At 62.1% G+C, this 21,365-nt stretch carries 13 protein-coding genes; 8 read left to right on the top strand and 5 right to left on the bottom strand.

Translation table 11 applies throughout. The annotated features are described in order from the left end of the window. Positions 1-45: 45 nt before the first annotated feature. The 4 genes from D8U70_RS22795 to D8U70_RS22815 all read right to left on the bottom strand — a co-directional run bounded on the left by D8U70_RS22795 (position 46) and on the right by D8U70_RS22815 (position 6,037). Positions 46-480 (bottom strand): chemotaxis protein CheY, encoded by a 435-nt coding sequence (locus tag D8U70_RS22795; RefSeq protein WP_122706867.1) that lies wholly within the window; start codon positions 478-480, stop codon positions 46-48. A gap of 230 nt (positions 481-710) precedes the next feature. Then, positions 711-3,410, bottom strand: coding sequence for a magnesium-translocating P-type ATPase (gene mgtA, locus D8U70_RS22800; protein ID WP_130929776.1), 2,700 nt, complete (start codon positions 3,408-3,410; stop codon positions 711-713). Positions 3,411-4,083: 673 nt separating this feature from the next. After that, positions 4,084-5,421: a SidA/IucD/PvdA family monooxygenase gene (locus tag D8U70_RS22810; protein ID WP_016773905.1), complete on the bottom strand. Its 1,338-nt coding sequence runs from the start codon at positions 5,419-5,421 to the stop codon at positions 4,084-4,086. Positions 5,422-5,554: 133 nt separating this feature from the next. After that, a complete protein-coding gene (locus D8U70_RS22815; RefSeq protein ID WP_016773904.1) occupies positions 5,555-6,037 on the bottom strand; it encodes a sigma-70 family RNA polymerase sigma factor in 483 nt (160 codons plus the stop codon). Between the two features lie 279 nt (positions 6,038-6,316). On the opposite strand from D8U70_RS22815, the gene D8U70_RS22820 reads away from it, so the two are divergent. From D8U70_RS22820 to D8U70_RS22830, 3 genes are read left to right on the top strand one after another with little or no spacing between them, the layout of a single operon-like run. Further along, on the top strand, positions 6,317-7,480 hold the full coding sequence (locus D8U70_RS22820) for an efflux RND transporter periplasmic adaptor subunit (protein WP_130929777.1): 1,164 nt from the start codon (positions 6,317-6,319) through the stop codon (positions 7,478-7,480). Beyond that, complete coding sequence (locus D8U70_RS22825) at positions 7,481-9,451, top strand: MacB family efflux pump subunit (protein WP_130929778.1); 1,971 nt, start codon at positions 7,481-7,483, stop codon at positions 9,449-9,451. A 7-nt stretch (positions 9,452-9,458) separates the two neighbouring features. Then, positions 9,459-10,853, top strand: coding sequence for an efflux transporter outer membrane subunit (locus D8U70_RS22830; RefSeq protein ID WP_130929779.1), 1,395 nt, complete (start codon positions 9,459-9,461; stop codon positions 10,851-10,853). A gap of 231 nt (positions 10,854-11,084) precedes the next feature. Here D8U70_RS22830 and D8U70_RS22835 read toward each other — a convergent pair whose 3' ends face one another. Beyond that, the gene (locus D8U70_RS22835) at positions 11,085-12,710 is read right to left on the bottom strand and encodes a PvdJ/PvdD/PvdP-like protein (protein WP_130929780.1); all 1,626 of its coding nucleotides are present in this window, start codon (positions 12,708-12,710) and stop codon (positions 11,085-11,087) included. A 207-nt stretch (positions 12,711-12,917) separates the two neighbouring features. Here D8U70_RS22835 and pvdM point away from each other — a divergent pair, with 207 nt between their 5' ends. The 5 genes from pvdM (at position 12,918) to D8U70_RS22860 (ending at position 20,847) form a co-directional block, all read left to right on the top strand. Beyond that, positions 12,918-14,282 carry a pyoverdine-tailoring dipeptidase-like protein PvdM gene (gene pvdM / locus D8U70_RS22840; RefSeq protein WP_130929781.1) on the top strand — a complete coding sequence of 455 codons (1,365 nt, stop codon included), beginning with the start codon at positions 12,918-12,920 and terminating at the stop codon, positions 14,280-14,282. Continuing rightward, positions 14,279-15,565, top strand: coding sequence for an aminotransferase class V-fold PLP-dependent enzyme (locus D8U70_RS22845; protein WP_130929782.1), 1,287 nt, complete (start codon positions 14,279-14,281; stop codon positions 15,563-15,565). The genes pvdM and D8U70_RS22845 overlap by 4 nt, the downstream gene beginning before the upstream one ends. A 36-nt stretch (positions 15,566-15,601) precedes the next feature. Continuing rightward, positions 15,602-16,489, top strand: coding sequence for a formylglycine-generating enzyme family protein (locus D8U70_RS22850; protein WP_122747133.1), 888 nt, complete (start codon positions 15,602-15,604; stop codon positions 16,487-16,489). A 109-nt stretch (positions 16,490-16,598) separates the two neighbouring features. Further along, on the top strand, positions 16,599-18,248 hold the full coding sequence (locus tag D8U70_RS22855) for a cyclic peptide export ABC transporter (protein WP_073474054.1): 1,650 nt from the start codon (positions 16,599-16,601) through the stop codon (positions 18,246-18,248). Between the two features lie 115 nt (positions 18,249-18,363). After that, on the top strand, positions 18,364-20,847 hold the full coding sequence (locus tag D8U70_RS22860) for a TonB-dependent receptor (RefSeq protein ID WP_177433363.1): 2,484 nt from the start codon (positions 18,364-18,366) through the stop codon (positions 20,845-20,847). Positions 20,848-21,365 lie beyond the last annotated feature (518 nt).

A 21,365-nucleotide genomic window follows, 5' to 3' on the forward strand; every position in this document is an offset into this window, starting at 1 on the left:
CAAGAGAATCACCTGTCAGGTCTGACAGTTGTGCAGAGTGGTTTTTTATGCATTGGCATGGCGCAACGACGCGTGAGAGTCGGGCGCTGCCTGGCGTTCGTCGCAAGCTTCGACTCTCGCCATCACCTGCCCGATGAGCTGTGAATTGGGCAATGGCGTCGGGCTGATCTGCGCGTTTTCCTGAGCAAACCCCGCAACCGCCAGCAAGGGCGCCGACGGTTCGTTGTAGATCAGAGCGTGGCGAACCTGTGGGTGATCGAGCAGAAAGCCCGACAGATCCAGGGAGCCTGCCGCCAGCTCGGCATTGATCACCAATACATCGAACGGCTCGCAGCCATAGTCAACCAGGGTCAACAGTTCGCCGAGAGTCTGCACCGGGGCGACGCGGTAGTAGCCGAGCGCGTTGAACAGGCGCTCGATTTTCATGCGATGAAAATGCTGCGGGTCGGCGATCAGGATGCGCAACGCTTTGTTGCTCATGGTCATTCTCCCGGTGAGGTTTGGGGAGGGCAAGACTACGCAAGCGTCGGGGATAGCTCTGTAGGACTTTTCCTAAAAACCCGCTCATTTATCCGGCGGCCCTGACGCACCAATATCCCCTGTGGGAGCGAGCCTGCTCGCGAAGGGGCTATACCAGTCAGAGATGTACTGACTGACACGACGCCTTCGCGAGCAGGCTCGCTTCCACAGGGGAAAGCATTCCATGGCGGTTATTGCCAGCCGAACCGGCGGATGTAGAAGCCTTTAACGGCTTGGGTCAGCGTCATGTACGCCAGCAGAATCACCGGTAGAAACACGAAATACAGCGACGGCAGCGCCTGCAACTTGAAGTAATGCGCCAGCGGCCCCATTGGCAGGAAGATGCCGACCGCCATGATGACCCCGGTCATCACCAGCAGCGGCATGGCGGCGCGGCTTTGCAGGAACGGGATCTTCGGCGTGCGGATCATGTGCACGATCAGCGTCTGGGTCAGCAACCCGACCACGAACCAGCCGGACTGGAACAGCGTCTGATGATCCGGGGTATTGGCGTCGAACACGTACCACATCAAGGCGAACGTCGTGATATCGAAGATCGAACTGATCGGGCCGAAAAACAGCATGAAGCGCCCGACGTCAGCCGGCTGCCAGCGCTGCGGCTGTTTCAGCATCTCGTCGTCGACGTTATCGAACGGAATGGCGATCTGCGAGATATCGTAGAGCAGGTTCTGCACCAGCAGGTGCATCGGCAGCATCGGCAGGAACGGGATGAACGCGCTGGCAACCAGCACCGAGAACACATTGCCGAAGTTGGAGCTGGCAGTCATCTTGATGTACTTGAGCATGTTGGCGAAGGTGCGCCGCCCTTCGAGCACGCCCTCCTCCAGCACCATCAGGCTTTTTTCCAACAGGATGATATCCGCCGCTTCCTTGGCGATGTCCACCGCGCTGTCCACGGAAATGCCGATGTCGGCGCTGCGCAGCGCCGGCGCGTCGTTGATGCCGTCGCCCATGAACCCGACCACATGGCCGTTGCCCTTGAGAATGCCGACGATGCGCTCTTTGTGCGATGGCGTCAGTCTGGCGAAGACGTTGGTCGTCTCGACCGCCACCGCAAGCTCGGCGTCGCTCATGCGCTCGATGTCATTGCCCAGCAGCAAACCCTGTGGGGCGAGGCCGACCTCACGGCAGATTTTCGCCGTCACCAGTTCGTTGTCACCGGTCAGCACCTTGACCGCTACGCCATGCTCGGCCAAGGCCTTGAGCGCTGGCGCGGTGCTTTCCTTCGGTGGATCGAGGAACGCCACGTAACCGATCAGCGTCAGTTCCTGCTCATCGGCCAGGCTGTAAATCTCGCGCCCTGCTGGCATTGAGCGAGCCGCGACCGCCACCACGCGCAGACCTTCAGCGTTGAAGGCGCCGGTGACTTGGCGAATCCGCGCCAGCAATTCATCGCTCAAGACTTCATCGACCTCGCCGTGACGCACCCGACTGCACACCGCCAGCACTTCTTCCACCGCGCCTTTGCAGATCAGTTGATGGGGCTGACCGCGGCTCTCCACCACCACCGACATGCGCCGGCGATTGAAGTCGAACGGGATCTCATCGACCTTGCGAAACACGCTGCCGACTTTCAGTTCGCGATGGACTTCCACGTGTTCGAGCACGGCGACATCCAACAGGTTTTTCAGGCCGGTCTGGTAGTAGCTGTTGAGGTAGGCCAGTTCCAGCACAGCGTCAGAATCCTCACCCCAGACATCGACATTACGCGCGAGAAAGATCTTGTCCTGAGTCAGGGTGCCGGTCTTGTCGGTGCACAGCACGTCCATGGCGCCGAAGTTCTGAATCGCGTCGAGGCGTTTGACGATGACCTTTTTGCGCGACAGAAACACGGCACCTTTGGCCAGGGTCGAGGTGACGATCATCGGCAGCATTTCCGGGGTCAGGCCGACGGCAATCGACAGCGCGAACAGTAGCGCTTCACTCCAGTCGCCCTTGGTGAAACCGTTGATGAACAGCACCAGTGGCGCCATGACGAACATGAAGCGGATCAGCAGCCAACTGACCTTGTTGACCCCCTGCTGGAACGAGGTCACCGCCCGGTCCGTCGCGCCGACCCGTTGCGCCAGCGCACCGAAGTAGGTGCTGTTGCCGGTGGTGAGAATCAGTGCAATCGCGCTGCCGGAGACGACGTTGGTGCCCATGAACAGAATGTTGTCCAGCTCCAGCGGGTTACGCGTGTCGCGATCGGTCTGCCGGGTGAATTTCTCCACCGGCATCGATTCACCGGTCATTGCTGCCTGGCTGACGAACAGGTCCTTGGCGCTGAGCAAGCGGCAATCGGCGGGAATCATGTCGCCGGCCGAGAGTACGATCAGATCGCCGGGCACCAGTTGCTTGATCGGCAGCTCCCGCCGTGGCACATCGCGGCGCAGCACCGTGGCGGTGTTGCTGACCATGGCTTTGAGCGCATCGGCGGCCTGATTGGATTTGCTCTCTTGCCAGAAGCGCAGCAGCGTCGACAGCACCACCATGGAGAAAATCACCACGGCCGCCTTGAGGTCTTCGGTCAGCCAGGAGATCACCGCGAGTAAGGTCAGCAGCAGGTTGAACGGGTTTTTGTAGCAGTGCCACAGATGGGTCCACCACGGCAGCGGCTGCTCGTGTTCGACCTCGTTGAGGCCATGTTGCGCGCGCAGTGCATCGGCCTCGACTTCGGTAAGCCCCTCGCCGTGCGTGCCCAGCGCTGACAGCAACGCAGCGCTGTCTTCATGGGCGGCAGCGACTAGCGTGTTGGCCAGCGTCGGCGGCACTTCACGGTTGACCGATGTGTCATTGATCGAATCCAGCAACGCGAGTCGACGGAAGTGCCGGGCGATGTGGCGGCTGCGCAGAAAGCCTGCGAAAAATTCCTTGAGCGTGAGTTTCATGGCTGTGTCCCCTGTGGTCAGCCGGGAAACCGTCGAGCAGGTACCGCCGCGCCCTGGCACCGGGAAAACCGGCACGGCAAGGCGTGGCACGCCAGTCAGGAATAGGCGTGTCGATAGGCTGCGATGACGACTGAGGTCGCCATCACGCTTGGTTCAGCGTCGATGAGAAGGACGTCGAGACACGTTCCGGAACTGGCCGTGCACGGGATGCCGCTGCTCGCTGTTACGGCGAGACAACGGCAGGGAAAGGCTGCGCGTTATCTTGCCGAGAATCTGCCGGTGATCGAGACCGGCCGACAACTGTCACTCGAACAAGTACCCACTGTGGGTCTCCGCAATTGATGAAAACGCGCGCAGCTTACGCCCGCAGCTAAACGGCTGGAAGAGGTGTTTTCGGGGAATGTGGGGGGTGTTCAGGAAGGGTTCAGAATTTCCCCGCGATCGTTCCTGCGCTCAGCGTAGGAACGCCTCATCGGACGCTCCGCGTTCGGCTTCTGAAATGGACGCGGAGCGTCCCGGGCTGCATGCCCACGCAGAGCGTGGGAACGATCATATGTGGGGCTTTCCATGGCCCCTTCGCAAGCAGGCTCGCTCTCAGATTTTGGCCTGCATTCACAGAACCATTGTGGGAGCGAGCCTGCTCGCGAAAGCGGTGTGACAGGCGCCGCATACTTCAGCTGGCAGTCGCCAACAACAGCTCCGCCACCGAGCGGCTGTGCCCGCGCTGTTTGCCATGCTCGTACAGCGAGCCAGCGATTTCATCGGCGCGAATCGGCAGCACCGACAGCAGCGTATCGCTCAGGCCATGGCTGGCCTGGCAGAAGCCCTGCATATATATGCCGGCCTTGCAGCGCTCGTCGGTGATCAGTTTGTAGTTGCGATCGACTTCGAATTCGCCGAGGTATTCCTCCAGCGGCGCGAGCAACTTGCGGTGCATCTGCCGCTCGTAACCGGTGGCCAGCACCACGGCGTCATAGATTCGCACCGTGACTTCGCCGGTGGCATTGTTGCGCACTGCCAGTTCGATACCGTTTGCCGTGGCAGTGGCGCTCTCGACGGTGGTCAGGGTGCGGAACGCATGGCGGGCAATCCCGGAAACCTTCTGCCGGTAGAAGATGCCGTAGATGCGTTCGATCAGGTCGATGTCGACCACCGAATAGTTGGTGTTGTGGTACTCGTTGACCAGACGCTCGCGCTCGACGCTGTTCTGCTGGAACACCAGATCAGTGAATTCCGGCGAGAACACTTCGTTGACGAATGGGCTGTCGTCCGCAGGCTTCAAGGCCGAGCCGCGCAGGATCATGTCGACCTGCACCGACGGGAATGAATCGTTCAGGTCGATAAAGGCTTCCGCCGCGCTCTGCCCGCCGCCGATGATGGCGATGCTCATCGGTTGATTGTTCACGCACGGCTGTCTGGCCATTTGCGACAGATACTGCGAATGGTGGAACACCCGATGATCGCCCTTCAGCGCCTTGAACGCCTCTGGAATGCGCGGTGTGCCGCCAGCGCTGACCACCACCGAACGTGTGGTACGCACGAATTGCTGGCCGTCGCTGCCCCGGGAAATCACCCGCAATGCCTCGACCTGCTGGTTGTGCAATACCGGTTCGATGAATTGCACTTCTTCGCCATAACGGCTCTGCGCGGTGAACTGCCCGGCCACCCAGCGCAGGTAGTCGTTGTACTCCATGCGGCATGGATAAAAGGTGCCGAGGTTGATGAAATCGACCAGACGCCCGTGGTGCTTGAGGTAATTGACGAAAGAATACGGGCTGGTCGGATTGCGCAGGGTCACCAGGTCCTTGAGGAAGGAAATCTGCAACTCGCTCTGCGTCGACAAGGTGTTGCCGTGCCAGCTGTAAGTGGCCTGCTTGTCGAGGAACAGCACATCCAGTTCGCCCTGGATCCGGCCCCGCTCTTGCAGGGCGATGGCCAGTGCCAGGTTCGAAGGGCCGAAACCGACGCCGATCAGGTCGTGAACGATGGGCGATGCAATTGCCTGTGTCATTTCCAGTGTCCTCTGGATGAACCCCTCAACGCGGGGAAATAAAGCCTGGGTGGCCTGACCGGCCTGAATCAGGTCAGCAGGTCGTCTGTTGAGTAGGAACGAGGACGATGAAAGGAAATTTAACCGGCGCGGCTCACTGGCCATCCCATTGCTGGATGCGCAGGCGGCAATGTTTCATGGCGTTGACGATGTGTTTTTCCACCAGCGCCCGGGAGATGCCGAGGGTCTGGGCGATTTCCGGATGGGACATTCCTTCGATCTTGCGCAGCAGAAAACTGTCGCGGCACAGCGGCGGCAGCTCGGCCAGTGCGCGCTGAAGCATTTCCAGGCGCTGTCCGTGATCAAGGGTGCCGTGAGGCGATGGAGTGAAATAGCGCTCTTCGTTATCCAGCACGTCCAGCGATTCCACCTGGCGCAGCGCGTTGCGGCGGTGATCGTCGATAACCAGGTTCAACGCGGTGCGATAAAGGAAGGCCCGGGGTTGTTCGATCGGCACCTCGCTGGAGCGCTCCAGCACCCGTACATAGGCGTCATGCACCACATCCTCGGCGACCTGACGGTTGCCCAGTCTGGCGTTGAGGAAACACACCAGCTCACGATAGTAGTTTTCCAACATGACTCCCGACCGCATCGATGCCGTTTCTGTCCTTGAGCGCACTGATCAGACCTGCAAATCACGCAGTAGCAAGATAGTGGCAACTTGAGGTGCGTAATTTATAGTAATTCTCATATAGATTTAAAGAGTTGATTCCATATCCCGGACAAATAGTCGTGGCCCGGCTGCGGTAACTCAATGTGTCTGCGGCTAAATTCCGTCGCCCATGCCTCGTTTACAGGACAGCCCCTGTGTCTGTCGTGCCTTGCGACGGGCCGCAACCACTGGCCGGAACCCTGCATGAATCGTCCCCGCCCCGCCCGTCGCGCGCTGTTTGCCGCCCTCTGTCTGATACCCGTGATCGCCGTCGCTGCCTGGCAAGTCTTGCCACCCGGTCGCGACGCCGTTGCCACTGTGCAGGTCAGCCGCGGCGATATCGAAAACAGCGTGACAGCGCTCGGCACCTTGCAGCCGCGCCGCTATGTGGATGTCGGCGCACAGGCTTCGGGGCAGATTCAGAAGATTCACGTCGAGGCCGGCGATACGGTCAAGGAAGGCCAGTTGCTGGTGGAAATCGACCCGTCGACACAGAAAGCCAAGCTCGATGCCGGGCGTTTTTCCATCGAAAACCTCAAGGCGCAGCTGCAGGAGCAACGCGCCCAGCACGATCTGGCGCAGCAGAAATACCAGCGCCAGCAGAAACTCGCCGCCGGTGGCGCCACCCGCGAGGAAGACGTGCAGACCGCGCGCGCCGAGGTTCGCGCAACCCAGGCGCGCATCGACATGTTCCAGGCGCAGATCCGTCAGGCCCAGGCCAGCCTGCGCAGTGACGAGGCGGAACTCGGTTACACGCGCATCTACGCGCCGATGAGCGGCACCGTGGTCGCCGTCGGTGCGCGGGAAGGCCAGACGCTCAACGCGCAACAACAGACCCCGCTGATCCTGCGCATCGCCCGGCTGTCGCCGATGACGGTGTGGGCCGAGGTTTCAGAGGCCGACATCGGCCACGTCAAACCCGGCATGACCGCCTACTTCACCACCCTCAGCGGCGGCACTCGGCGCTGGAGCAGCACCGTGCGGCAGATCCTGCCGGTGCCGCCGCGTCCGCTTGAACAGAATCAGGGCGGCAGTCCTACCAGCGGCCGCAGCGGCAGCGAACGCGTGGTTCTTTATACCGTGCTGCTCGACGTCGACAACGCCGATCACAGCCTGATGACCGACATGACCGCCCAGGTGTTCTTTGTCGCCGAACAGGCGCAAGACACTTTGACCGTGCCGACTGCCACCCTGCAACCGGGTTCGCGTCCGCAGTGGCAGCGGGCGCAGATCGTCGCTGCCAACGGCGATATTCAGGCGCGTGAAGTACGCACCGGCATCAGCGATCGCCTGCGCACCCAGGTGCTGGAAGGTCTGGCCGAGGGCGAGCATGTTCTCAGCGCGCCGGCCACTGGTCATGGAGGCTGAATGCACACGCCCCTGATCGACCTGCGGCAGATCCGCAAAGCCTATGGCGGTGATGACAGCCCGCTGGTGGAAGTGCTGCGCGGGATCGATCTGTCGATCCATGCCGGCGAGTTCGTTGCGATTGTCGGCGCCTCCGGTTCGGGCAAATCGACGCTGATGAATATCCTCGGTTGCCTCGACCGTCCCACCAGCGGCGAGTATCTGTTCGCCGGGGAAAATGTCGCGCATCTGGACAGCGATGAACTGGCCTGGCTGCGCCGCGAAGCCTTCGGTTTTGTCTTTCAGGGCTACCACCTGATTCCCTCCGGCTCGGCCCAGGAAAACGTTGAGATGCCAGCGATCTACGCCGGCACCCCGGCCGCCGAGCGGCATGCCCGAGCTCACGCGCTGCTGCAACGTCTTGGCCTCGGCACTCGCACCGGCAATCGTCCGCATCAGCTTTCCGGCGGCCAGCAACAGCGGGTGTCGATCGCCCGTGCGCTGATGAATGGCGGCCATATCATCCTCGCCGACGAGCCGACCGGCGCCCTCGACAGCCACAGCGGCGCCGAGGTCATGAGCCTGCTCGACGAACTCGCCGATCAGGGTCATGTGGTGATCCTCATCACCCACGACCGCGAAGTGGCGCAACGGGCCAAACGCATCATCGAAATCCGCGACGGCCTGATCATCAGCGACAGCGCCGAGTACGCGTGCGCGCCGCCTGCGGCCAATCCCGGCGCGTTGCAAGCGGTCGACCTGCGCCAGCGCCTGAGCAACGGCAGCAGCCAGACCGGCGCCTGGAAAGGTGAACTGCTCGACGCTGTACAAGCGGCGTGGCGGGTGATGTGGATCAACCGCTTTCGCACGGCGCTGACCCTGCTGGGCATCGTCATTGGCGTGGCCTCGGTGGTGGTCATGCTCGCCGTCGGCGAAGGCAGCAAGCGTCAGGTCATGGCGCAAATGGGTGCGTTCGGCTCGAACATCATTTACCTCAGCGGCTCGGCGCCGAACCCGCGTACGCCGGAGGGCATCATCACCCTCGACGACGTCGCCGAACTGTCCGCCCTGCCCCAGGTGGAGCGCATCATGCCGGTCAACGGCTCGACCGCCGCGGTGCGCTTTGGCAACGCCGACCACAGCAGCTACGTCGGCGGCAATGACACCAACTTTCCGCAGATTTTCAACTGGCCGGTGATCCAGGGCAGCTACTTCACCCAGGCCGACGAGGACAGCGCCGCCGCCGTCGCGGTGATCGGCACCAAGGTCCGCGACAAGTTGCTCAAGGATGTCGACGACCCCATCGGCCAATACATCCTCATCGAAAACGTGCCGTTCCAGATCCTTGGCGTGCTTGCGGAAAAAGGCGCCAGCTCCGGCGACTCCGATAGCGACAACCGCATCGCCGTGCCGTATTCGGCGGCGAGCACGCGCCTGTTCGGCAGCCGCAATCCGCAATACGTGGTCATCGCGGCCAAGGATGCGCGCAAGGTCAAGGACGCCGAACAGGCCATCGAACAGGCAATGTTGCGTCGGCACCACGGCAAGAGGGATTTCGAGCTGACCAACAATGCCGCGATGATCCAGGCCGAAGCGCGCACGCAAGGCACGCTGTCGCTGATGCTGGGGGCAATTGCGGCGATTTCCCTGCTGGTCGGCGGTATCGGCGTGATGAACATCATGCTCATGACCGTACGCGAACGTACCCGCGAGATCGGTATTCGCATGGCCACCGGCGCCCGTCAGCGCGACATCCTCCGTCAGTTTCTCACCGAAGCGCTGATGCTCTCGGTGGTCGGCGGAATCGCCGGAATCGGCCTGGCGCTGCTGGTCGGCGGCGTGTTGTTGCTCAGCGGCGTGGCGATCGCCTTTCAAGGGCTGGCGGTGACCGGTGCGTTTGCCTGTGCGCTGGTCACCGGCGTCATTTTCGGCTTCATGCCGGCCCGCAAAGCTGCCCGGCTTGACCCGGTCACGGCCCTTACCAGTGAATGATCGACCTATGAAAGTGCGACTGACCTTCCTCGCCGCCAGCCTGTTGCTGGCGGCCTGCAGCAGCCCGGCGCCGCGCCTGGACAGCGGCGTGCAGCCACCGAGCGCGTGGCAGTCCGCCGACACCCCCGGCGCGCTGCAGAGCAATCGGCAATGGTGGACGCAATTCGGCAGCCCCGAGCTGGAGCGACTGGTGGAACAGGCGCGGCTGGGCAGCTACGACCTCGCCGCCGCCGTGGCGCGGGTCAGACAGGCCGAGGCCAGCGCAACCATTGCCGGCGCCCCGCTGCTGCCGGAACTCAAGGCCGGGCTGAATGCCAATCGGCAGAAACTGATCCACGGCAAGGGCTACAGCCAATTGGATGTCAGTCCCGAGAATCGCTCGCTGGACTATTACGATGCCGAGCTCAGCGCCAGTTACGAAATCGATTTCTGGGGCGGCAAGCGTGCCGCCCGCGACAGTGCGGTGTTCGGCGTGCAGGCCAGCGAATTCGATCGCGCCACCGTCGAGCTGACCTTGCTCAGCGGCGTCGCCAACAGTTACACCCAGGCCCTGGCCTTGCGTGAGCAGGCGCGCATTGCCGAACTCAATCTGAAAAATGCGCAGAATGTGCTGCAGCTGGTGCAGACCCGCTTCGACGCCGGCAGCGCCACCGCGCTGGAACTGGCCCAGCAGAAAAGCCTGGTGGCCGAACAACAGCGTCGCCTGCCGCTGGTGCAACAACAGGCCCGCGAAGCACTGATCAGCCTCGCCGCCCTGCTCGGCCAACCAGTGCAAACGTTACCGTTGCCCACACAATCCTTCGGCCAATTGCACTGGCCGGACATCGCCAGCGGCGTGCCGAGCGACTTGCTGAGTCGGCGTCCGGACATTGCCAGCGCCGAGGCCAAGCTTGCGGCAGCCCAGGCTGATGTCACCGTCGCCCGCGCCGCGATGCTGCCGAAAATCACCCTGACCGCCAGCCTCGGCAGCGGCGCCGATCTGGCCGCCGATTTGCTGCGCACGACGTTCTACAACCTGTCCTCGGGGCTGACCGCGCCGATCTTCAACAACGGCCGCCTCAGCGCCGAACGCGACAAGGCCAAGGCGCGGCAGGACGAATTGCTGGAGACCTATCGCGGGGCAATCATCAACGGCTTCGCCGACGTCGAAAAAGCCCTCAGCAGCATTCGTGGCCTCGACGAACAACGGCAATGGCAAAGCGAAGAACTGAACCAGGCACAAACCGCCTTCGACATCGCCCAGAGTCGCTACCAGGCCGGCGCCGAAGACCTGCTCACCGTCCTGCAAACCCAGCGCACGCTGTATGCGGCGCAAGACCTCAACGTACAACTGCGCCTGTCGCGATTGCAGGCGAGCATTGCCTTGTACAAAGCGTTGGGGGGTGGTTGGGAGGTGATCTGAGGGCAACGCGTCGACTGAACTGACGCCTTCGCGAGCAGGCTCGCTCCCACAGGGAGCCTTGGTCGTGCCGAAAATTTCTGTCCAGACCGAATTTCATTTGTGGGAGCGAGCCTGCTCGCGAAGGGGTCCTGTCAGGCACTGATGCATCTGAATGACACACCGCCTTCGCGAGCAGGCTCGCTCCCACAAGGGGATTGCGAACTATTCTGAATATGTGTGTGTTGAACCAATCTAGAGCTGTCGGCCCTTGACCTTCAGGTGCCGCGCATACCAAGGGCGCTGTGGCACTTTGCGGAACAGTTCGGTCATGTTGTCTTCGTCGCCAAAAGTGATACGCAGCGCCAGTTTCATGGTTTCCGGGTCCATCTCCACGGATCGCCCCGCTTGCAGGCCGGGCACGGTGCTGCAGCCGTGGGTGTCGGGGCCGAGCCAGGGGTCGGCGACTTCCACCCAGCGTCCCGGCGCAAACCACGGCACGCCGTTGACTTCCAGACGGCTCACTTCGCCCGGATGAAAACGTTCATGGGCGCGGAACCAGTCTTCCAGGCGATCATCGATCCAACCATGAAAGCGCCAGAACACCGGGTTCACATGGGAGGAAAACGGATCACCGAGAAAGTCGTTTTCCGGCGCATACCAGCGCGCAGCGAAGTCCGCCTGATCGCGCGCCATCGGCACCGGAATGTCGTTGGACGGATCACGCGCCACCGAAGCCCAGCGCATGTGCAGCCAGTCGTGCAGGCCCAGTTCGACTTCCGAGCCGAACTGGCCAAGGGTCAATTTCGACAAGTAGCGCGGGTCACGGTACTGCGATTCCCATACCAGGAAATTGCTCTGGAAAGTCTCCGCCGCTTTGATGTCGCTGACCCATTTGGTGTACTCGTCATCACCCTGGGCCAGCCAGGTCGGCGGCAGTGAGTTGCCGTCGTGGTTGTCGAAATAACGCGCGAAGCCCTGGCGGTCACGTTCCAGCTCAGGCTGCGGCTGCGGGAACGCCGGCCAGGAAGGTAGATCCTGCATCGAGCGGGCGATGCCGAGCATGTGCCGATGCATAAAGAAAAAGTCCACGCCCGAGCCATTGCGATCCTTGCTCGGCCCACGGGCGTCGCGCTCCTTGTCACGTGGCCCGGGCTGCCAGCCGATGCCGCGCAAGGCTTCGCGTTTTTTCTCCGAGAGCTTGTGCCACTTGTCGCGGGTAGCGTGCCAGAGTTGGTGGAACAACCGATGCTCGGGCGCCACCAGCCAGGCCAACAGTTGCGGATTCAGACCGGTGCGTTCACGGGCCTCGGGAAAACGCCGCTTGATAGCGATGAAATGATTGTCCAGCTCGGGCAACGCCAACGGCCGGTCCAGACGCAGCACTTGCCCGGTGAACGTGGCGCTGCCGGCATTGCCGAACGCAGCCCAGACTTCATCCAGTTTGACTTTGAATTCATACACCGGCGGCGCAAGCGGCGCATAGGTGCGCAGCAGGCGCCAATACATCTCGGCGCCGTTGCCCGGTGCCAGATCGCCAATGACTTGATAACGCACAGGCCCTTCGGCACGCAGATTCGCTCCGGTGTCGAGATAACCACGCAAGCCGCGCCCACGATGGGCAATGTCGAGAAACAGCTCCAGGCCTTGCGCCGGCAGACCATCAAGCCCCGCCGCCGCACCGGTAAAGCGAATGTCCCAGACCCCACGCAAATTGTCCGCCAGCTGTTGCCCGGCGGTGTCCGCCAGATCGACCGTGGCCTCGTCCGGGGTGATCGGAAACTCCTCGCGAGTCAGTTCACGATGTGCATAAAAAGCGGCAGGCAGCGCGGCGCCCGTGAGTGCCATGCCCGCCATGAACCAGCGTCGAGAGATCGTCATTGCCCTACCTGTGTCAGCCATGAAGCAGGCTTTATCCAAGCTAGAACGTTTGCTCGGCGGGGAAATTTACGCTGCCGGCAAACATCACCCGCGCCGCTGCCGGGCATTTGTAACGCACACCTAAATTAGCCGTGCAGCCACTCGTTCTTCCCAGATAGCAAAGGCCCCTGCGCCTGTACCTCGACGGCGAACCTGAATGAGATGGCAATGACAAAACCGCGTTGGAAAAAGGCTCTATTCATCGGCCTGCCGCTGGCCCTGGCGATCAGTGCCGGCGCAGGATTTCTGGCCTGGGATTACTGGAACAACCCCGGCTATCCGGTGAAGGTGATGAAACAGGCGACGGAGTTGCAGGATCGCCTGCTGTCGTTCGACAGCCACATCACCGTGCCGCTGAGTTTCGGCAGCCACGACCACGAAGCTGACAAGGATGGCTCGGGCCAGTTCGACCTCATCAAGGCCAATCGCGGACGCCTGTCCGGCGCGGCGCTGACGGTGTTCGGCTGGCCGGAAATGTGGAACGGCCCGAACGCCCCGCACCGTCCGACCGAAGGTTTTGTCGAAGAAGCGCGCAATCAGCAGGAGGTGCGCTACAAGATCATTTCCGGGATTGTCCGCGACTTCCCCAATCAGGCCGGCATCGCCTACACACCGGATGATTTCCGCCGCCTGCACGGCGAAGGCAAGTTTGCGATTTTCATCAGCATGCTCAACGCCTACCCGCTGGGTAATGATCTGAGCAAGCTCGACCTGTGGGCCGGGCGCGGCATGCGCATGTTCGGTTTCAGTTACATCGGTAACAACAGCTGGGCCGACTCGTCGCGGCCGCTACCGTTTTTCAATGATTCGCCCGACGCCCTCAATGGTCTGTCGGACATCGGTAAACAAGCGGTGCAGCGCTTGAACGATCTGGGCGTGATCATCGATGTTTCGCAGATGTCGACCAAGGCCCTCGAGCAAGTCGCCGAACTGAGCCGTACACCGCTGGTGGCCTCGCACTCGGCGCCCCGGGCGGCGGTGGATATCCCGCGCAACCTCAGCGATAAAGAGCTGCAACTGATCAAGAACAGTGGCGGCGTGGTGCAGGTCGTCGCCTTCTCGCAGTACCTGAAACCGCTGACCCAGGGCACGCAGGACAAACTCAATGCGCTGCGTGCGCGCTTCGATCTGCCGCCACTGCCTAATCTGGCCATGGCGCTGATGCCGGGCGATCCGATCATCACCGCCTGGTCGGAACAGAAGCTCGGCCAATACGCCAGCGGCCTCTACGCGATCCTCGAAGAAGAACCGAAAGCCACTCTCAAGGACTTCGGCGACGCCATCGATTACACGGTGCGCAAGATCGGTATCGACCACGTCGGCATCGCCTCGGACTTCAACGACGGCGGCGGCATCAAGGGCTGGGAAAACGTCGGCGAAATCCGCAACGTCACCGCCGAACTGCTGCAGCGCGGCTACTCCGAAGCGGATATCGCCAAGCTCTGGGGCGGCAACTTCATGCGCGTCTGGGATCAGGTGCAAAAAGCCGCGAAACCAGCGCTGGCGTCGCGCCAGGAGGTGGCCCGGCCATGACTGATCGCCGCACTTTTCTGAAACAGGCCGGCCTGCTCGCCGCCGCCCTGCCCCTGGGCGCCAGCCTGAGTGCTCCGGCGGCCATCGCTGCCGCGCCGACTGCGTCGCGGGACAAATGGGCGCAGTTGCGTCAGTTGTTCGAGCAGGATCCTCAGGCGATTCACTTCGCCAATTTCCTCGTCACATCGCACCCCAAACCGGTGCGCGAAGCCATCGAACGCCATCGCGCAGCGCTGGATCTGAATCCGGGTCTGGCGATGGATTGGGATCTGGGCGTCACCGAGAAGCGCGAAGAAAACGTGCGCCACTGGGCCGGCCAGTATCTGCAAGCCAAACCCGCGCAAATCGCCCTGACCGGCAGCACCACCGAAGGCCTGGCGATGATCTACGGCAGCGTGCAGGTGCGCGCGGATCAGGAAATTCTCACCACGGTTCACGAGCATTATTCGACGCGCAACATCCTCGATTTCCGCAGCCGGCGTGACGGCACGCCCGTGCGCAAACTCAAGCTGTTCGAAACCCCGCAGAGCATTTCTATGGATCAGGTGCTCGACACGATCAATCGCAACATCCGCCCCGAAACCCGCGTGTTGGGCATGACCTGGGTGCATTCGGGCAGCGGCGTGAAGCTGCCGATCCGCGAAATCTCGCAATTGGTCGACGAGCACAACCGCCAGCGTGCCGATCAGGATCGGCTGATCTACGTGGTCGATGGCGTGCACGGATTTGGCGTCGACGACGTGAGTTTCCCGCAGATGAACTGCGACTTTTTCATCGCCGGCACGCACAAGTGGATGTTCGGCCCGCGCGGCACCGGCATCGTCTGCAGCCGCACCGAAGAACTGAAATACGTCAGCCCCAGCGTGCCGACCTTCTCCGAGGCCACGGCGTTCTCGACCATCATGACCCCGGGCGGCTACCACGCCTTCGAGCATCGCTGGGCGCTGGACGAAGCCTTCAAGTTGCACCTGCAACTGGGCAAGGCCGAAGTGCAGACGCGCATTCATCAGCTCAACAGTTACCTCAAGCAACGCTTGCAGGAGCACCGCAACATCGAGTTGGTGACCCCGCTCGACTCGCAGTTCTCCGCCGGTTTCACCTTCTTCCGGATCAAGGGCCAGGACAGCGATGAAGTGGCCGCCTGGCTGATGCAAAACCGGGTGATCTGCGACGCGGTCAGCCGCGATGTCGGGCCGGTGATTCGCACCGCCCCGGGTTTGCTCAACAGCGAAGCCGAAGTGGATCGCTTCATGGACATCCTCGGCACCAAGCTGCGCGCCTGACCCTCGACTGCCGTTTTCCTTTTAAAGAGACGACCCATGAAAAAGCCTCACGCGTCACTCCTCTCCAAAGCCCTGCCCGCACTGGCGCTAAGCGCCCTCTGCGCTGCGCTGTTGCCCGGCAGCGCGCTGGCGGCGACCGCGCCTGCTGCGGGCAAAGTGTTCAAGGACTGCAAGGACTGCCCGGAAATGGTCGTGCTGCCGACCGGCAGCTACACCATGGGCACGCCGGATGATGAAGTCGGCCGCCAACCCGACGAAGGCCCGCTGCACACGGTGACGTTCAGCAAACCATTCGCTATCAGCCGCTCGCAGGTGCTGGTGGGCGAATGGGACGCCTATGTCCGCGAAACCGGCAACAAGCCCTACGACTTCGATGACCGCCCCGGCCGCCGCTGCACCGCCGGCAAGCCGGAATTCAAACAGACGCCACGCGATCCGGCCGTATGCATGAACGTCGCCGAAGCCCAGGGCTACATCGACTGGCTGTCGAAAAAGACCGGCCACGCCTATCGCCTGCAAAGCGAATCGATCCGCGAATACGCCGCCCGGGGCGGCAGCGCCGGGCCTTTCCCGTTCCCGTTCGATGAGGGCAAGGATTACCAGATTTCCAGGCACGCCAACACTTACGGCGCAGCCGATGGCTACAACTTCACCTCGCCGGCCGGCACCTTCCCGGCCAATGCGTTTGGCGTGTTCGACGCCCACGGCAACGTCTACGAATGGACCGCCGATTGCTATCACCCGGACTACTCCGGCGTGCCCGCCGACGGTCGCCCATGGACCCAGGAAAACTGCGAACGCCAGGTCATGCGCGGCAATGACTGGGGCGAGGCGCCGATCTTCTCGCGCTCGGGCAACCGCAACAGCAGCTGGCCGACCAGCAAGGGCGACTGGCTGGGCTTTCGCGTAGTACGCGACCTCTGATCCCGCCCTCGACGAGCGCAGCCACGCCTGCGCTCGGTTAAAGAAACTCCGCGACCATTCGTTTTCCTTAAGTACCGGCACTCCCTCCGCATCGAAGCAGGAATCCTCCATGACCAAGCCTACGCGTGGGGCGATCAACGAATTGTTCGCCCTGCTCAAGCCCTTCCGCCTGATCGTCTCGGCGTCCATCGTGCTCGGCATGCTCGGCGGCCTGAGCGTCACCGTGCTGCTGGCGACCATCAACAACGCCCTGCATTCCGATGACGGCCTGACCCGCACCGTGGTGATGATCTTTGCCGGCCTCTGTGCCCTGGCCCTGCTGACCACGATCCTGTCGGACATCGGCACCAACTACGTCGGCCAGCACATCATCGCCAAACTGCGCAAAGAGCTGGGGGAGAAAGTCCTGTCGGCGCCGATCGACCAGATCGAACGCTATCGCAGCCATCGCCTGATTCCGGTGCTGACCCACGACGTCGACACCATCAGCGACTTCGCCTTCGCCTTCGCGCCGCTGGCGATCTCCATGACCGTGACCCTTGGTTGTCTCGGCTATCTGGCCATGCTGTCGTGGCCGATGTTCCTGATGATGCTGGTGGCCATCGCCATCGGCACCACCATCCAGGCGATTGCGCGGGCCAAGGGCATGCGCGGTTTCTACGCCGCGCGCGATTCCGAAGACGAACTGCAGAAGCACTACAACGCAATTGCCGAAGGCGCCAAGGAACTGCGTATCCACCGGCCGCGTCGCCAGCGCATGTTCGTCGCCGGCATTCAGAAAACCGCCGAGAAAATCTGCGACACCCAGATCAGATCGATCAACACCTTCGTCATCGCCAAGTCGTTTGGCTCGATGCTGTTCTTCGTGGTCATCGGCATGGCCCTGGCCCTGCAATCGCTGTGGCCGAGTGCCGACAAAGCGGTGATGAGCGGATTCGTTCTGGTGCTGCTGTACATGAAGGGGCCGCTGGAACACTTGATCAGCACCCTGCCGATCATCAGCCGCGCGCAGATTGCCTTCCGCCGCATTGCCGAACTGAGCGAACAGTTCTCCTCACCGGAGCCGCACCTGTTGCTGCAGGATCAGGGCAGCAAGCCAGCCGCCGTCAACAGCCTGGAACTGCGCAACGTGCGCTACGCCTTCCCTCCCGTGGAAGGCAGCGAACCGTTCCGCCTCGGGCCGGTGAACCTTCGTATCGAACAGGGCGACATCGTGTTCATCGTCGGTGAGAACGGCTGCGGCAAGACCACGCTGATCAAATTGCTGCTGGGCCTGTACGCGCCGACCGAGGGCGAAATTCGCGTTAACGACAAGCCCATCACTGCGGTCAACCGCGACGATTACCGGCAGAACTTCACGACGATCTTCGCCGACTACTACCTGTTCGATGACTTGATCCAGGGCGATCGTGAAGTGCCGCAGGATGCCACCCGCTACCTCGAGCGTCTGGAGATTGCGCACAAGGTCAGCGTGCGCGACGGCGCCTTCAGCACCACCGACCTGTCCACCGGTCAGCGCAAACGCCTGGCACTGGTCAACGCCTGGCTCGAAGAGCGCCCGGTGCTGGTGTTCGATGAATGGGCGGCGGATCAGGACCCGACCTTCCGGCGGATCTTCTATACCGAGCTGCTGCCCGACCTCAAGCGCCTGGGCAAAACCATCATCGTGATTTCCCACGACGACCGTTACTTCGACGTCGCCGATCAACTGGTGCGCATGGAGGCCGGCAAGGTCAAAAGCGAACTGCAAACCGCTTGATCGAGGCAGCCGCGACCGGGCCGGAGAAAAAACTTTTCCGGTTTGCCGCGGCTTCCTCGTCTTAATGAGATGAATAAGAACCATTAACAACTATACCTGCCAAGGTCTTAACCTCATGTCCGCATCCCGTTTCATGCTTCGCCCTCTGACTCGAGCCCTGCTGATGCACGGCGCGACCCGCACACGCCTGGCTGGTAGCGGCCTGGGTCTGGCACTGACCCTCGCGGCAGCGCCGTATGTCCAGGCCCAGGAATGGACCCTGAACATCCCGGCCCAACCGCTGGCCCAGGCCCTGCAAACCCTCGGTCAGCAGACCAGCCTGCAAATCGTCTACAGCCCGGAAAGCCTGCAAGGCCTGCGCTCCAGCGCCCTCAACGGCCGCTATCAGGATGACGAGTCGCTCAAGGCCATGCTCAGTGGCACCGGCATTCGCTATCAGCGTGACGGCAACACCGTCACCGTGCTCGGCCCGGCCACTGGCGGCAGCGCGATGGAACTGGCGCCGACCAACGTCAACGCCAACCGCCTCGGCGCCACCACCGAAGGCAGCAACTCCTACACCACCGGCGGCGTGACCATCGGCAAGGGCGTGCACTCGCTCAAGGAAACGCCGCAGTCGGTCACGGTGATGACCCGCAAGATGCTTGATGACCAGAACCTCAACACCATCGAACAGGTGATGGAGAAGACCCCGGGCATCACCGTCTACGACTCGCCAATGGGCGGCAAGTATTTCTACTCGCGCGGTTTCCGCATGACCGGCCAGTACCAGTACGACGGCGTGCCGCTGGACATCGGCAGCAGCTACGTGCAGGCGGACAGCTTCAACAGTGACATGGCCATCTACGACCGCGTGGAAATCCTCCGCGGCGCGGCCGGCATGATGAAGGGCGCGGGCGGCACCGCCGGCGGCGTCAACTTCGTGCGCAAGCGCGGCCAGGACACCCCGCACACGCAGCTGTCGCTGTCGGCCGGGACCTGGGACAACTATCGCGGCCAGGTCGACACCGGCGGCCCGCTGAACGACGCCGGCACTGTCCGTGGCCGCGCCGTGGTGACGCAGCAGACCCGTAAGTATTTCTACGACGTGGCTGAACGCCGCGACCAGATCTACTACGGCGCCCTGGACTTCGACCTCAGCCCCGACACCACCCTCGGTCTGGGCATGGCCTATGAAGACGTCGACGCCACCCCGTGCTGGGGCGGCCTGCCGCGCTACGCCGACGGCTCCGACCTGCACTTGAAACGCTCCACCTGCCTGAACACCTCGTGGAACAACCAGCGCAGCAAACGCGCCACCTACTTCGCCGACGTCAAACACCAGTTCAACGACGACTGGTCGCTGAAAGTTGCCGGTGTCTACTCGCGCAACACCCAGGACATGGAATATTCCTTCCCGAGCGGCACAGTGCCGTTGGGCGCCACAGCCACCAATACGCTGATGCTCGGCAGTACCTATGACTACGACCAGCGCGACTACGGTTTCGATGCTTACGTCGACGGCAAATTCGACGCCTTCGGCCAGCAGCACGAACTGATCGTCGGCGCCAACGCCAGCCGTTCGCACAAGGACGACTTCTACGCGGTGGCGGCATTGCCACAGCGCCAGAACGTGTTCAACCCGAACCACAACATCCCGCAGCCGGATGAAAGCTACTACCTGGCCAACGCCTCCCGTGGCGGCCCGGTGGACATGCACATCAAGCAATACGGCGCTTACTCGATCGCCCGCCTGAAACTCGCCGACCCGATGACCCTGGTACTCGGCAGCCGGGTCAGCTGGTACAAATCCGACACCGACTCGGTGCAGTACTTCCGCGGCGAAGGCACCGAGGTCAACACCCAATCCACCGAAACCGGCCAGGTCACGCCGTTCGCCGGCCTGCTCTACGACCTCAACGACAACCTGACCGCCTACGCCAGCTACACCGACATCTTCACCCCGCAAGGCTCGTACAAAACCATCGACGGCAGCACGCTCAAGCCGCTGATTGGCCAGAGCTACGAATTGGGGATCAAGGGTGAGTGGTACGACGGTCGCTTGAACACCACGTTCAACCTGTTCCGCACCATCCAGAAAGATGCGGCCCAGGATGACCTGCGGTGCGAAGACAGTTCGTGCCAGATCAACTCCGGCAAGGTCCGCGCCCAGGGCTTTGAAGCTGAAGTCAGCGGTGAAGTGATCGACCGCCTGCAATTGCTGGCCGGTTATACCTACACCCAGACCAAGGTGCTGGAAGATGCCGACGCCACTCAGGATGGCGCGGTCTACAACTCCTACGTGCCGCGTCACCTGTTGCGCGTCTGGGGTGATTACGCCCTGAGCGGACCGCTGGACCGTGTGACCATTGGTGCGGGTGTCAATGCGCAGACAGGCACTTACCGTGTCTCGCCTCTGGGCGGGGACAATGTCGACGGCGCGGGTTATGCGGTCTGGAACGGTCGCATCGGTTATCGGATCGATGACACCTGGTCGGTGGCGTTGAACGGCAACAACCTGTTCGACAAGCGTTATTACGCGACCATTGGTACCGAGGGGTTCGGTAACTTCTACGGGGATCCGCGCAATTTTGTGATGTCGGTGAAGGCTGATTTCTGATTGGTCTGATGTTGTTTAGAAGCCCCGCTTTGGCGGGGCTTTTTGATTTTTGGGATTGGGGGCATATCCTTTGCTGCGGTGAAGGCTACTTAAGGTTCCGCCCTTACGGCGGGTCACCTTTTCCAAACGCCGGAATGCCGGCCCAGCGAAAAGTAACCAAAAAGGCTTTGCCCCGGCGTACGGCCCGCTCGCTGGGGCTCGGGGTACCTTCGTTACGGAACCGATCCTGGCGCAGCGTCTACGGTTGGCTTCGCTGCACCTGCACTCGCTGTGTACGACTGCGTCGTACGGTCGCTGCGCTCCCACGCCCGGATCGATCCCATAACGAAGCCTGCCGAAGGGGCAAAAGATCAAAAGCCAGAGCAAAAGCCCCTCACCCTAGCCCTCTCCCGGAGGGAGAGGGGACTGACCGAGGTGTTCAGGCGAAATACGCCGACTTGCGATATCGAGTCGAATGCAGATACTGAAAAGCCCGCAAATCGGCTCCCTCTCCCTCGGGAGAGGGCTGGGCGGGCGGC

The organism is Pseudomonas sp. Sample_20 (assembly GCF_004307585.1).
Taxonomy (GTDB): Bacteria; Pseudomonadota; Gammaproteobacteria; order Pseudomonadales; family Pseudomonadaceae; genus Aquipseudomonas; species Aquipseudomonas atacamensis.